This window comes from Flavobacterium aquariorum (assembly GCF_003254745.1).
Taxonomy (GTDB): Bacteria; Bacteroidota; Bacteroidia; order Flavobacteriales; family Flavobacteriaceae; genus Flavobacterium; species Flavobacterium aquariorum.
In genome coordinates, this window is the sequence record NZ_QKXH01000003.1 from 12,268 (window position 1) to 25,648 (window position 13,381).

Genomic DNA, 13,381 nt, shown 5'->3' on the forward strand with positions numbered 1-13,381 from the left:
TGTAAATTCATGACCTTAAAAATTATGAATTATGCGAATCAATTACTATTTATTTTGTTCTATTTTAATTTGCTGTTCATGTACAAAAAATAAAACAGCAAATGAAACTAAGTCCGTGTCCAGTAACTATAGTTGTAGCACACCTGAAGTAACAGACAAAAACTGGTATTCTTCTGGCAAAAAAGCACCTTTATTTAAAGGGTTAGATGGCCTTCATTTTCCCGTTTCAACAAAAAATATAGAAGCACAAAAATATTTTGATCAGGGATTAATGCTTTCCTTTGGATTTAATCATGCTGAAGCGGCACGCTCCTTTTTTGAGATTACACGACAAGAACCTAAATGCGCAATGGGTTGGTGGGGTTTTGCATATGTTCTTGGACCAAACTACAATGCCGGAATGGAGAAAGATAATTTTCTACGAGCTTACAACGCTGTAAAAAAAGCAAAATCATATTCGGCCTCATGCACAGAAAAAGAAAAAGATTTGATCGATGCCTTAACGTATCGCTATTCCAACGATACCACTATTGTGCGTTCTGTACTCGATTCATCTTATGCTGTCGCCATGCGCAAAGTATATAAAAAATATTCAAAGGATGTAACTGTAGGTGCGCTTTTTGCAGAATCATTAATGAATCTTCATCCCTGGAATTTATGGAATAAAGACGGAACACCTCAGCCTTGGACACCTGAGATAATAACAGTGCTCAAAAAATGTTTGCAATTAGAACCAAAACATGCCGCCGCAAACCATTTTTATATACATGCCGAAGAAATGTCTCAGAAACCGGAAAATGCCGAAGCCAGCGCAGACTTACTTCACGATTTAGTTCCTGGTTCCGGACATTTAGTACATATGCCATCGCATATTTATATAAGAACCGGACGATATCACGATGGTGTCACAACCAATCAGAAAGCAGTTGAAATTGACAGTTTATATATTGATGCATGCCATGCCCAAGGAGCGTATCCCCTTGCCTATTATCCCCATAATCATCACTTCATTGCGGCCTGTGCCACACTTAGCGGAGAAAGCAAAATTGCCCTGAAAGGTGCGCTAGCAACAGCAAACCATGCCCACAAAAAATTACTGCTCGATCCAGCTTGGTCCACTTTACAACATTATTATTCAATTCCTTGGTATGTAGAGATAAAACTTGGTTTATGGGCAGCTATCCTGAAATCTCCTGCTCCTGAAAAAGAGTTTGAATATCCCTCTGTTGTTTGGCATTATGCCCAAGGAATGGCAATGCTTTCTAAAAATCAGCCAGCAGAAGCAAAAAAACATCTTACCACGATGAGAAAAATAATGGACGATCCCAAAATAAAAGATTTGACAATTTGGGGTATTAACCATGTATTTGACTTATGTAAAATAGCCACGAAAACTTTGGAAGGAGAAATTAATGCCAATGAAAAAAATTATGTAAAGGCCATTTCACTTTTGAAGGAAGCTGTCGCAAAAGAAGACGCACTAAATTATAATGAACCACCAGATTGGTTTTTTTCTGTTCGACATCATTTAGGAGCAGTTTTAATTGATGCAGGAAAATATAAAGATGCTGTAAAAATATATGAAGAAGATTTAAAAAACTTCCGTAATAACGGCTGGGCTTTAAAAGGGCTGATGAATGCCTACGAAAAGCTTGGCGATAAAAAAAGATATGAAGAAACAAAAATTCGCTTTAATGAAGCTTGGAAATATGCTGATATTGAAATTACTTCTTCAAGAATATTATAAAACCTAAACACGAATATCTAATAATCAAATCTAACTGAAAGCCATTTTGACATTAACAACAGAGATGTTTGCAACAGCTGGTAATAAGTGGAGAATCACATCTAAATGATAACAAATCTGATAGAAATATGTGCAAAGTTTTTAATACAATTGGTTGTCTGAATTATATCCAGTACCATTTAAATAATCACAATATTGATGAATTTAATTCGATAAACGAATTAATTAATTTTCAGAGAGATTATCATTTTACGCAGCAACAAATCATTTCAAATCATACGCGGCTAATCGAACAAGAGAAAATTACTCTTGAAAAAGATATAGTACAATTAAACGACACCATTTCGACAAAAATAATTGAACTCCAAGAACGTTTAAAGGAACGGCTAAATAACTTGGATCAACAAACTAAAAATCTACCCTTAACCCATTCTAAAATCATTCCAACTCTAATAGACTATTATAAAAACCTCATCATTTGCATAAAAATTTTGTTTGCACACCTTACATTTTATTCAAAGCTTTTTATTGAACTACGCCCAAAAAGATTGCTATCTGAAAAACAAGATCGATCCAAATATATTCATTTAAATTTTCAAGATGCCGTGAAGCAAAGTGGTCTTTCCGAACTGCAAGAACTAAAAAGAAAAAAAGGGATAATCGAAAACCTAAACAGTTCAATTTATGGCGCCATTGGCGAACATAAAGTGGAGAAAGTCCTGAAAAAATTATCTGAAGATTATATTTTGATAAATGATTTTACCTGTTCGTTCCAACCTCCAATATATAATAGAAAAGAAAATGATATTATAAAATCGGTTCAAATTGATCATCTCCTGATTTCTCCATCTGGTATTTTCATAATTGAAACAAAAAATTGGAGCGAACATTCAATAGCCAACTTAGATTTACGCTCTCCTGTTCAACAAGTAAAAAGAACAAATTTTGCATTATTTAAGTTATTAGCTGGTGAAATAGCCATGTCGAACTTTAATTTTAAAAAACATCATTGGGGAGATCGAAAAATTCCAATAAGAAATATTGTTGTTTTTATTAATAACAGTCCCATCGAAGAGTTTCAATTTGTGAAAATTTTATCATTAACTAAACTATTGCCATATATTGAATACTTTACACCAAGTTTTACACTTAATGAAACCCAAATAATCGCAGACTATCTACTCAATATTTCAGATAAAAGAGAACAGTCTAGCTTAATTGTCTAATCAGTCTTACTGTACTAAGACGAGATTGCTGATTTTCCACTTACGCTTGTTTGTAACGAAATTAAAAAACGAATTGTAGCGTTTGTAACGCCTATAACTAAAACCAGATACACGATACAAACGAGCGTCAGCGTTGGTTTTTAGTGAAATTAGCTTTTTTATTTATATCTTCGTAAAGCAGAAAAAACGCTGCTATAAAATCCCCAAGCTCGCCTAGAGCCTGATGTCTGTTCCTCCAAAAAAGTCAATCGAACTGACATTAAACAACACTTTTACAGAAAATACAAAACAGAAAAAATGACAAAAATTGCTTTAATAACAGGTGCAACTTCTGGAATAGGAAAGGCCACCGCAATCAAATTAGCCGAAAATGGATATAATTTAATAGTGTGTGGACGTCGTGCAGAGAAACTGGAAGAATTGAGAAATATATTATCGAAGACTGTAAAAATTCACAGTTTGATATTTGATGTTCGCAATAGATCGGCCGTTGAGCTTGAAATTAATTCGTTACCAAATGAATGGAAAAATATTGACGTACTAGTGAATAGTGCTGGTAATGCCCATGGACTCTCTTCTATCCAAAATGGAGAAATTGACGATTGGGACGCGATGATAGACGGAAACGTAAAAGGATTATTGTATGTTTCAAGAGCGATAATTCCACAAATGGTGGAAAGAAAAAAAGGGCATATCATAAATTTAAGTTCGATTGCCGGAAAACAAACCTATGCAAACGGTGCCGTTTATTGTGCTTCAAAAAAGGCAGTGGAAGCCATAAGCGAAGGAATGAGACTTGACTTAACCGAACATGGAATTAAAATAACCAATATCGCGCCAGGTGCAGTTGCAACAGAATTTTCGGAAGTTCGATTTAAAGGAGATAAAGAAAAAGCCCAAAAAGTTTACGAAGGCTATGACCCATTATTGGCAGAAGATATAGCCGATTTCATTTCTTATGCCGTCAACGCTCCAGATCGAGTAACCATTGCCGATGTAACGATATATTCTAAATCTCAATCTGCACCGACAACCATTTATAAAAAATAAAAGCGATCACATAACAACAATAATCGTTTTATAGCCTTCTTATAAATTATTTTTTTAGAAAATTATAAAAAACAACCTCGTTTAATCATTTTTAAACGAGGTTGTTTTGTTTCTAACTTAAAGCTAATGAAATTAAAATCAATAAATAAATTTGTACATAATAAGTACGCATATTATATTTGTACTTATTAAAAATTAATTCTTAACAATACATAATTATGTGGATAAAATCGTATTCAATAGTGACAAAAGAAGTTAGCAAAGAACAAATGTGGAAACTCTTCTCTGATGTAAATAATTGGCATACTTGGGATACCGGAATTGAACTTGCGAAATTAGAAGGTAAATTTGAAAAAGGGAATCATTTCATGTTTCAGCCAAAAGGTGGTCCCAAATTAAAAATTGGAATAATTGAAGCAATAGAAAATCAAAATTTTACAGACCTCACTAAATTTCCTTTGGCAAAAATGTATGGTCAACACACATTTGAAGATACTCCAAACGGGTTAAAAATAACTACAACTATAAAAATGGAAGGAATTTTGGGTTTTCTTTGGATAAAATTAGTGGCACAAAAAATTGTTGACACCTTACCTACTGATATGGAAGTGCAAATAAAAACAGCTTCAAAACTATGAGTAACGTTAGATATTGGATAGCCGCAATCTCAAAAGAACACACAAGTCGAGGTGTTGCTGGTGGTTTTATACAAGTGTGTCACGGCAAAGAAGCTCCTTTAAAACGAATGAAAAAAGGGGATTACTTGCTTATTTATTCTTCGAAGGTCACAATGGAGGGAAATGAAAAATGCCAATCCTTCACAGCAGTTGGAAAAATAAAGGACGATGATGTATATCAATTTCAAATGACTGAAACCTTCAAACCCTTTAGACGAAACATTGAATTTTTAGAATCTGTCGAAACCTCCATTATTCCGTTAATTAGTAATCTTGAATTTATTCCAAACAAAAAATCTTGGGGATATCCATTCCGTTTTGGTTTCTTTGAAATTAATGAAAATGATTTTAACTTTATAACTTCCAAAATGCTTCAAAATGGAGCCCTTTCTTGAATTCCTTTAAACGAATAAATACAAATGAGTAAATCCATAGACAATACTTTTAGCGTAGAAAAACCAGAAGAAAGTTCAGGCTTTTTATTATGGCAAGTTACCAACCTTTGGCAGAGACAAATAAAAAAAGCATTGGAACCTTACGGGCTGACACATTCACAATTTGTATTGTTGGCCAGCATTCATTGGCTATCAGTTCATCAGCAGGAAGTAACACAAATAGTGCTATCCAACCACACCAAAATTGACCCAATGACAACCTCAACTGTTTTGAGAACTTTACAGCAAAAAGGTTTTATTCAAAGACAGGAACATCTAACAGATACAAGGGCAAAAACTGTTGGACTGACAGAAGAAGGTAAAGAAATCATCAAAAAAGCCGTAATAACCGTTGAAAAATTTGACACTGAATTTTTCTCAATACTCGGTAACAAAACAACCGAATTGAACAAAAACTTAATAACTTTACTTGGACAGCAATAAAAAGGGAGGGATAATATAATAATGAGTCAATTTAAATAAGATGAGAAAACAATTTGGTGCAAAAGCGAAAAAATCCGACATTGAAAAATATTCAAAATCTAAGTATTGGAATGGAAAAATTTTCGAAAATTTAGAAGTAACCAAAATGAATATCAGCATTCAAACCTTACCAAAATTGTTATACAAACAATTTTGCAAAAAAGAAGCTAGAGAACCTCAGAAACCCTTATCAATAATTCCATTTGATAAAGAACTTTTTATCAAATCTTATCAATCCATGCGAAGCATTTGGTACGGACATTCGGCGATATTGATGCGATTGGACAATAAAACAATTCTAATAGACCCAATGTTGGGTTCAAATGCAGCGCCTATTGCCCCATTCGCTATTCAAAGATTTAGCAAAAACACATTAGACCTCATAGATGAATTTCCAGAAATAGATTTAGTCTTAATTTCTCACGATCATTATGATCATTTGGATTATGACAGTATTCAAAAGCTCAAACGCAAAACCAAACAATTTTATGTAGCGTTGGGAGTCAAAAGACATTTGGTTTCTTGGGGAATTCCCGAAAACACAATTACGGAATTCGATTGGTGGGACGAAATTCCATTTGACAGAATCCAAATCACCTTCACTCCTACCCGACATTTTTCGGGCAGAGGATTGGCAGACAGAGCCAAATCACTTTGGGGGGGCTGGGCATTAAAAACTACTACAGAAAACATTTGGTTCAGCGGCGATAGTGGTTATGGTGTGCATTTCAAAGAAATAGGTACACGCCTAGGTCCATTTGATTTAGCATTTATGGAATGCGGTCAGTACAATGAAAACTGGCATAAAATTCACATGTATCCTGAAGAAAGCATACAAGCCTCCATAGATGCCAATGTAAAAAACATGATGCCGGTGCACTGGGCTGGTTTTGCTTTGGCCCAACATACTTGGAGTGAACCGGTAGAACGTTTTATCCAAGAAGCTACCAGTAAAAACCTTAAGTATTGTTTACCACAAATGGGGGAATTATTCGGTTCTAATCATTCGGCAACAGATGCCTGGTGGATAAACCAAATCTAAACTGGAGAACAAATTCTAAATAAAAAATATAACACATCACACGAATGAAAACATCTTTATTATCCATTATTCTAATTGTCTTCCTCAACTCAGCACACGCTCAAGTCAATCCTGAAATTACCAAAATCGGAGTTCCAATAGAAATGCTTTTTCCGGAAGGAAAATCCAAAGCATTAATTTTGAGCTACGATGATGGACGTTCTGAAGACAGACGATTGGTTAAATTAATGAACAAATATAGACTAATAGGAACTTTTCATCTCAATTCAAATAAATTGGGACTAACTAATTACCTGAATAAAGCTGAGATAAAAGAGCTCTTTGCAGGTCATGAAGTTTCGGTTCATTCAGCCAATCATCCTAATTTAACCGTTTTGTCTAAAATTGATATCGTTTATGAAATTGCCGAAGACAGAAAAGAATTGGAACGATTGGTCAACTATCCCGTTAGAGGAATGGCTTATCCATTTGGCAATTATAATGACTTCTTAGTTGAGACTATCAAGGGATTGGGCATTGAGTACGCCAGAACGGTTTACGATTCATATAACTTTGACATACCCAAAGATTTTCTGCAATGGAGAGCAACTATGCACCAATTTGGAAAAGCATATACAGAAACCAATAATCCAGAAAATGACCGACGAGAATTAGAACATTTCTATCAAACCATAAATGAATTTCTTCAAACCAAAAATTTAGCGTTAATGGATGTTTGGGGACACAGTTATGAAATTGGAAGTGATGAAAACAAATGGAATGAAACGGAGAAATTCTTCAAAATGGTTTCCAATAATCCCGGTATTTATTACGCAAAGCAAATTGATGTTGTCGACTACATCAATGCTTTTAACAATCTGAAATTTTCTGTAAACAAAAACATAGTTATGAATCCAAGTTCATGGACAGTCTTTTTTAAGAAAGACGGAAAAACCTATTCCGTTTTACCAGGAAAGACAATCGTTTTATCAAACGAATAATAGAAAGATAGTAATTTAAAAAACGAAAGCCCCGAATCTAAACAAATTCGGGGCCTTTCACATTTTATAATCAATATTATATTTATTTCAACTGAGAACTATCGACTCTTGTTGGAGTATCTTTTCCACTAATAATTGATGACGAACTTATTGCAATTGCTTTAATAATTTCGGTCATATTAGGAATGTCCAATGTTTCTATTTCATCGTCGGCAGTATGGTAATTTGGTTCACTATCCATTTTTGAAGTCGAAATAGTATGTGCGGGAACTCCCAATTTAGCCAAAGTAGCATTATCTGAACGATAAAACAATTGTTGCTCAGGATAAGGATCTGGATAAAATTTGAAAGCAGTAACTGCTAGGTTTCTTTGCAAAATTTCTCCCATATTCGATTTTTCAAACCCGGTAATATAAGCGGAGTTCTTTCCCCATTTCGATTCGGTTCCAATCATCTCCAAATTGAACATAGCTATCACCTTATCGGCAGGAAGTTGTTTCGAAAAATATTTGGCTCCAAAACCTCCTAATTCTTCAGCCACAAATGTGGTAAAAATGATGGTTCGCTCGTTGTTATTCTGCTTTTTAAAATAATTGGCTAGCATAATAACGGCTGTACTTCCAGCTGCATCATCATTTGCCCCGTTATAAATAGAATCGGTTCCTGTATGGGGCGCTCCTTCTTCTGGAGAACCTACACCAAGATGATCATAATGTCCCGAAAAAATAACATACTCATCTGGTTTACTTTTCCCCGGTAAAACTCCAACCACATTATTCAGTGCTTTTTTGGAGATCTCATTGCTAAGCTCAATTGAAAAAGTAGTAGCCTCTGGAACTCCAAAAACAAATAGAACCGTATTATTTTCCGGATTTGCTTTAATTCTCTCAATATGCTGAATATTTGGTAACACCTTACTGAAAGAATCGTCAACCAGCACCAAATAACTTTTGGTTCCGTTATAATACTCATTAAATTTTTGACCTAGATTATCTCCTTTGTTGATTTTAACAACGGCTATGTCACTTTTCTCCGTTAAAGAAACTTTGGGTTGGTATGAAAATGTAACAACTTTCGAATTATCGATTTCTTTTCCGTCAATGATTATTTTGGATGCAGTTGCTTTAGACTCCATCATAGCAAACTCTTGTCTAAAATTGGCTGCTCCCATAAAGGTTTGCAATCCGGCTTTTTTAAATTCAGATTCTATAAAAGCCGAAGCTTTATCAATCCCAGGAGTAAAGGCTCTTCTCCCCTGCATGTCATCGGCAGCAAGTATTTTTTCAATTCGGGTAACTTCTTTGGAGGTAATGATTTTATCAATCGACTGTCCAGTTGCACTGAAACATACGCTTAAAACAAATGCGCTTACGATAATTTTTTTCATATTTTACTTTTACAAATACAGATTAGTACAGCCAAAAATAGGCTATTTATTTGTAAAAAAAAGAAATGACGCATGAGTTTTACCCAGTAAAGTAATATGGAAAACTTATTTTTTAAAGATTGTATTAAACGGAAAACGACAATTACCCTCCTGCAAAAGGAGGCAACAACGCCACAACATCATTATTTTTCAAAATCAGGTTGCTGACTTTATCAATTATTTTTTGATTTACGGCCACACTAAATGGAAATTGTCCCAGTTGGTATTTTATTTCCAATTCGGACAATAGTTTACTTAATGGCAAATCCGAAAAATCCATTTTTTCACCACGGCATCTGGTCCGTTCAACCAGAGCTCCAAAATATTTAATTACAATCATTCAAAAACATTTAAATTTTGCAAAATAAATTCTTCTTCCAAAAATGCATCCGAAAACATTTCTGCTTTCATATACGAAGTTAGGGCCGAAGCATTTTTAACCACTTCGCCTATTACAATAATTGCTGGTGAAGTAATTTCATTCTTTTTGACTAAGGTTCCAATGTTACTGATGGTTCCAATAACTTTCTTTTGAGATTTTTGGGTTCCGTTTTGGATAATTGCAATAGGTAAATCATCTGTCCTATTGTTTTGGTACAAAGAGACAATCTCGTCCAGTTTATTCATTCCCATTAATATAACAACAGTGGCCGAAGATTGTGAAGCCAAATCAACATCTTTAGACAATTTATGATCCGAAGTTGTTCCGGTAATTACCCAAAAACTTTCAGCTACCTTTCTTTGTGTCAAACTAATTCCGTTGGAAGCCGGGACACCCAATGCAGATGATATCCCAGGAACAATTGCAGTTTCAATTCCAAATTGATTTGCAAAATCTATTTCTTCGCTTCCTCTTCCAAAAACAAAAGGATCTCCCCCTTTCAAGCGAACAACATGACCATACTTTTTGGCCATTGACACAATCAGATCGTTAATTTGATCTTGGCTGTACGCATGACATCCAAAACGTTTTCCAACGAATATAATTTCAGCATGTTTGGCATACTGCAATAACTCTTCATTGACCAAGGCATCATACAAAACAACATCAGCTTCTTCTAATGCTTTTATCGCTTTAAGAGTAATCAATTCAACATCTCCTGGTCCAGCCCCTACAATTGTTAACTTTGGCTTATTTGTTTGTATCATGATCTAAGGTATAAATGTGTTATTTTTGAACAACTAAGTATTAATACTTATACAAATGTAAGTATTTAAAAAATTGACAAAACAAAATTTACTTTTTATTTTCTGAAAAAAAATCACTTTTAACTATTAGACAAAAAAAAGCCCAAAACTTGAGATTTTGGGCAAATTCTTATTCTTAAACTAATTATTATTCAATAGGCAAAATGAGTGTTGCCGTTATGGCTTCCAGAACCTGAAAAGCAGTTTCTGCCATTTTGTTTCCTTTGGTATCCAAAAGCGGATTTACCTCAACAACCTCAATACAAACTACTTTCTTCGATTGAATAATTTGATTGATAATGTCAATAATCTCATATTGATCAAATCCTCTTGAAACAGGAGTTCCTGTCCCAAACGAAATTAAATCACAATCCATGGAATCAACATCAAATGAAATATACAATACGTCACAGTGTGCTAATTTAACCAAAGCTTCTTCAACACAAGTTTCTAATCCCCGATAGCGAACCTCATCGACTCTATAGTTTCGAATATGCAGTTTCTCTATTTGTTTATCCTCAGCTTCTTCTGTATCGCGAACACCAAAATAGATTAAATTTTCAGCCAATACTTTTGGGCCGTCAATACCTATATTTTTCATTTCGTCCCAATGTTCTTGCGTATCCTTAGCAACGTCATTGACCTGACAATCTAAATTATCGTCACCAAGTGCTGCTGCCAATGGCATTCCATGAATATTCCCAGATGGTGTTGTGTACGGTGAATGCAGATCTGCATGCGCATCTATCCATATAACGCCAACTGTTTGCGCAGGATAAGCAGCTTTTATACCGCTAATAGTTCCCAAAGCCGAAGAATGATCTCCTGATAAAACTATAGGGAAATAATTATTGGTCAAGCTATTTTTTACCGCATTATTAACCCGAGTACATTGTTCTACAACATGTTCAATCCTTTTGGCAACAGAACTGCGGTATTTATCATAAATGGATTCGTTATGAGTTTTTACATCTTCAAATTCATATTCATTAAAATAATCACTGTTCTTATTTATTGCCGCGATCTCTATTGCATCAATCCCCATATCAGATCCACGGGTTCCTGCCCCAATATCCGATCGGTTTTTGATAATCTTAATAACCTTATTCATTCCAGGGATTATTTAAAATCATTTAACGCTTTTTCAATAATGACAAGACATTCTTGAATTTGAGCTTCAGTTATTACTAATGGTGGTGCGAAACGAATTTTATTGCCATGAGTAGGTTTTGCCAACAATCCGTAATCTCTAAAACGAAGGCAGATATCCCAAGCCAAATCTGAATCTTCTCCACTGTTAATCACAATGGCATTCAATAATCCTTTTCCACGAACCAATTCGATTAAAGGGTTTCTTTCTGCAATTTCATTAAGACCTTTTCTCAAAATGATTCCTAATTTTTCTGCATTTTCAGATAAATTTTCTTCACGAACAACCTCAAGAGCAGCAATGGCAACTGCAGCCGCAATAGGATTTCCACCAAAAGTAGATCCGTGCTGACCTGGTTTGATAACATTCATGATTCCATTATTCGCCAAAACTGCCGATACTGGATAAACTCCTCCCGAAATAGCTTTCCCCAAAATCAAGATATCAGGTTGTACATTTTCATGATGCACTGCCAATAATCTACCTGTTCTGGCAATTCCGGTTTGTACCTCATCGGCTATAAATAAAACATTATGTGCTTCACAAAGTGCTTTGGCTTTCGCCAAATAACCTTCACTAGGAACATAAACTCCGGCTTCACCCTGAATAGGCTCAACCAAAAATCCAGCTATGTTTTTTGATGATTTCAAAACGTTTTCCAAGGCCTCAGTATCATCGTAAGGAATTTTTATAAATCCTTCAGTGAAAGGACCAAAACTTTTTCGGGCTCCTTCATCATTTGAAAAAGAAATAATTGTAGTTGTTCTTCCGTGAAAATTATTCTCACATACAATAATCTGTGCTTGATTTTCAGAAATCCCTTTTACTTCATAAGCCCATTTTCTGCACAATTTCAAAGCCGTTTCTACAGCTTCTGCACCGGTATTCATAGGCAATACTTTATCGAAACCAAAATAATTGGTTATATACTCCTCATAAACACCTAATTGATCGTTATAAAATGCACGTGAAGTTAATGTCAATCGCTGCGCTTGTTCCATCATTGCTCCAACAATTTTTGGATGACAATGTCCTTGGTTCACCGCTGAATAAGCTGATAAGAAATCAAAATATTTTTTACCGTCAACATCCCATACGTAAACACCCTCACCTTTCTCTAAAACAACCGGTAGCGGGTGGTAATTATGAGCTCCAAATTTATTTTCTTTTTCTATTAAAACTTCCGATTTAGAAGAAAGTTCTTGCGTTGTATGTGTCATGATTCTTTATTTTTTTAAATTTCAAAAACAAAAGTAATTAAAATTTTTATTTATGAGTAAAAAAAACTTATTTTTGACTTAAATCTAACATTTTAAATGAATAATTATTTTATTTGAACAAAAATTAAGTCATATTTTTAATTTAACATTTAAGCAGGTTTTCATCAAAAAATATAAATAAAAAAATAATTACTTTTATAACCCTAAAAAAAGTGATTTTAACTTTAAAAAAACATAAAAATGGATATATTAGATGAATTTGACATCAATATTATAAAAGAATTAGAAAAGGATGGAAGAATGGCCTTTTCGGCAATTGCAACCAATTTAAAAATATCAAATACGATGGTACACCAACGTATAAACCGTTTATTGGAAAACGGAATCATAACTGGAATCAAGCCAACTTTAGACGAAAAAAAAATAGGCTACGATTGGGGAGCTTTCACAGGAATTACATTAAAAAAAGACCATGACTCAGCAAGAGTTATAGATGAATTAAAAAAAATACCGGAAATCACTGAGTGCTATTTTATAACAGGTTCATATACCCTTTACATAAAAATGATCGCCAAAGATCATGAGCATATGAGAAAACTGCTTTACGAACAAATTGACAACATACCCGGAATTGCAAAAACCGATTCATTAATCGAATTGGGCTGCGCTTTTAAACGAAACGTAAGTTTGTAAATAGCCTATGAATTAAAACATATAAGTCATATAAGTTAATATTTAAAAAAAGTTAAGCAAAGTCA

The 13,381-nt window shown here is 34.2% G+C and carries 14 protein-coding genes; 9 read left to right on the forward strand and 5 right to left on the reverse strand.

Features of this window, described 5'->3' with window-relative positions:
• Positions 1-115 precede the first annotated feature (115 nt).
• From DOS84_RS05355 to DOS84_RS05390, 8 genes are all read left to right on the forward strand, one after another.
• The gene (locus tag DOS84_RS05355) at positions 116-1,747 is read left to right on the forward strand and encodes a tetratricopeptide repeat protein (RefSeq protein ID WP_243636325.1); all 1,632 of its coding nucleotides are present in this window, start codon (positions 116-118) and stop codon (positions 1,745-1,747) included.
• Positions 1,748-1,875: 128 nt separating this feature from the next.
• Positions 1,876-2,973 (forward strand): nuclease-related domain-containing protein, encoded by a 1,098-nt coding sequence (locus DOS84_RS05360; protein ID WP_111409476.1) that lies wholly within the window; start codon positions 1,876-1,878, stop codon positions 2,971-2,973.
• Positions 2,974-3,270: 297 nt separating this feature from the next.
• Positions 3,271-4,023 (forward strand): SDR family NAD(P)-dependent oxidoreductase, encoded by a 753-nt coding sequence (locus DOS84_RS05365; RefSeq protein ID WP_111409096.1) that lies wholly within the window; start codon positions 3,271-3,273, stop codon positions 4,021-4,023.
• 242 nt (positions 4,024-4,265) lie between these two features.
• Positions 4,266-4,661, forward strand: a complete 396-nt coding sequence (locus tag DOS84_RS05370) for an SRPBCC family protein (RefSeq protein WP_243636326.1) — start codon at positions 4,266-4,268, stop codon at positions 4,659-4,661.
• The gene (locus DOS84_RS05375) at positions 4,658-5,095 is read left to right on the forward strand and encodes an EVE domain-containing protein (protein ID WP_111409098.1); all 438 of its coding nucleotides are present in this window, start codon (positions 4,658-4,660) and stop codon (positions 5,093-5,095) included. The genes DOS84_RS05370 and DOS84_RS05375 overlap by 4 nt, the downstream gene beginning before the upstream one ends.
• A gap of 24 nt (positions 5,096-5,119) precedes the next feature.
• On the forward strand, positions 5,120-5,578 hold the full coding sequence (locus DOS84_RS05380; RefSeq protein WP_111409099.1) for a MarR family winged helix-turn-helix transcriptional regulator: 459 nt from the start codon (positions 5,120-5,122) through the stop codon (positions 5,576-5,578).
• A 40-nt stretch (positions 5,579-5,618) separates the two neighbouring features.
• Positions 5,619-6,659 carry an MBL fold metallo-hydrolase gene (locus DOS84_RS05385; RefSeq protein ID WP_111409100.1) on the forward strand — a complete coding sequence of 347 codons (1,041 nt, stop codon included), beginning with the start codon at positions 5,619-5,621 and terminating at the stop codon, positions 6,657-6,659.
• 44 nt (positions 6,660-6,703) lie between these two features.
• Positions 6,704-7,639: a polysaccharide deacetylase family protein gene (locus DOS84_RS05390; protein ID WP_207802024.1), complete on the forward strand. Its 936-nt coding sequence runs from the start codon at positions 6,704-6,706 to the stop codon at positions 7,637-7,639.
• A gap of 82 nt (positions 7,640-7,721) precedes the next feature.
• Here the strand turns inward: DOS84_RS05390 and DOS84_RS05395 are convergent, their stop codons facing one another.
• The 5 genes from DOS84_RS05395 to rocD all read right to left on the reverse strand — a co-directional run bounded on the left by DOS84_RS05395 (position 7,722) and on the right by rocD (position 12,623).
• Positions 7,722-9,026, reverse strand: a complete 1,305-nt coding sequence (locus DOS84_RS05395; RefSeq protein WP_111409101.1) for a M28 family metallopeptidase — start codon at positions 9,024-9,026, stop codon at positions 7,722-7,724.
• A gap of 142 nt (positions 9,027-9,168) precedes the next feature.
• Positions 9,169-9,405 (reverse strand): MoaD/ThiS family protein, encoded by a 237-nt coding sequence (locus tag DOS84_RS05400; RefSeq protein ID WP_111409102.1) that lies wholly within the window; start codon positions 9,403-9,405, stop codon positions 9,169-9,171.
• The gene (gene cobA, locus DOS84_RS05405; protein WP_111409103.1) at positions 9,402-10,214 is read right to left on the reverse strand and encodes a uroporphyrinogen-III C-methyltransferase; all 813 of its coding nucleotides are present in this window, start codon (positions 10,212-10,214) and stop codon (positions 9,402-9,404) included. The genes DOS84_RS05400 and cobA overlap by 4 nt, the downstream gene beginning before the upstream one ends.
• A 187-nt stretch (positions 10,215-10,401) precedes the next feature.
• Complete coding sequence (locus DOS84_RS05410) at positions 10,402-11,364, reverse strand: arginase (protein ID WP_111409104.1); 963 nt, start codon at positions 11,362-11,364, stop codon at positions 10,402-10,404.
• Positions 11,365-11,372: 8 nt separating this feature from the next.
• Positions 11,373-12,623: an ornithine--oxo-acid transaminase gene (gene rocD / locus DOS84_RS05415; protein ID WP_111409105.1), complete on the reverse strand. Its 1,251-nt coding sequence runs from the start codon at positions 12,621-12,623 to the stop codon at positions 11,373-11,375.
• 240 nt (positions 12,624-12,863) lie between these two features.
• Here rocD and DOS84_RS05420 point away from each other — a divergent pair, with 240 nt between their 5' ends.
• Positions 12,864-13,316: an Lrp/AsnC family transcriptional regulator gene (locus tag DOS84_RS05420; RefSeq protein WP_111409106.1), complete on the forward strand. Its 453-nt coding sequence runs from the start codon at positions 12,864-12,866 to the stop codon at positions 13,314-13,316.
• Positions 13,317-13,381: the final 65 nt, after the last annotated feature.

Excerpts from the sequence above, each read along its gene's own strand:
- DOS84_RS05410 (WP_111409104.1), bottom strand. The coding sequence starts at position 11,364 with ATGAATAAGGTTATTAAGATTATCAAAAACCGATCGGATATTGGGGCA.
- DOS84_RS05395 (WP_111409101.1), bottom strand. The coding sequence starts at position 9,026 with ATGAAAAAAATTATCGTAAGCGCATTTGTTTTAAGCGTATGTTTCAGT.
- DOS84_RS05385 (WP_111409100.1), top strand. The coding sequence starts at position 5,619 with ATGAGAAAACAATTTGGTGCAAAAGCGAAAAAATCCGACATTGAAAAA.
- rocD (WP_111409105.1), bottom strand. The coding sequence starts at position 12,623 with ATGACACATACAACGCAAGAACTTTCTTCTAAATCGGAAGTTTTAATA.
- DOS84_RS05380 (WP_111409099.1), top strand. The coding sequence starts at position 5,120 with ATGAGTAAATCCATAGACAATACTTTTAGCGTAGAAAAACCAGAAGAA.
- DOS84_RS05420 (WP_111409106.1), top strand. The coding sequence starts at position 12,864 with ATGGATATATTAGATGAATTTGACATCAATATTATAAAAGAATTAGAA.
- DOS84_RS05390 (WP_207802024.1), top strand. The coding sequence starts at position 6,704 with ATGAAAACATCTTTATTATCCATTATTCTAATTGTCTTCCTCAACTCA.
- DOS84_RS05360 (WP_111409476.1), top strand. The coding sequence starts at position 1,876 with ATGTGCAAAGTTTTTAATACAATTGGTTGTCTGAATTATATCCAGTAC.
- cobA (WP_111409103.1), bottom strand. The coding sequence starts at position 10,214 with ATGATACAAACAAATAAGCCAAAGTTAACAATTGTAGGGGCTGGACCA.
- DOS84_RS05365 (WP_111409096.1), top strand. The coding sequence starts at position 3,271 with ATGACAAAAATTGCTTTAATAACAGGTGCAACTTCTGGAATAGGAAAG.
- DOS84_RS05400 (WP_111409102.1), bottom strand. The coding sequence starts at position 9,405 with ATGATTGTAATTAAATATTTTGGAGCTCTGGTTGAACGGACCAGATGC.
- DOS84_RS05375 (WP_111409098.1), top strand. The coding sequence starts at position 4,658 with ATGAGTAACGTTAGATATTGGATAGCCGCAATCTCAAAAGAACACACA.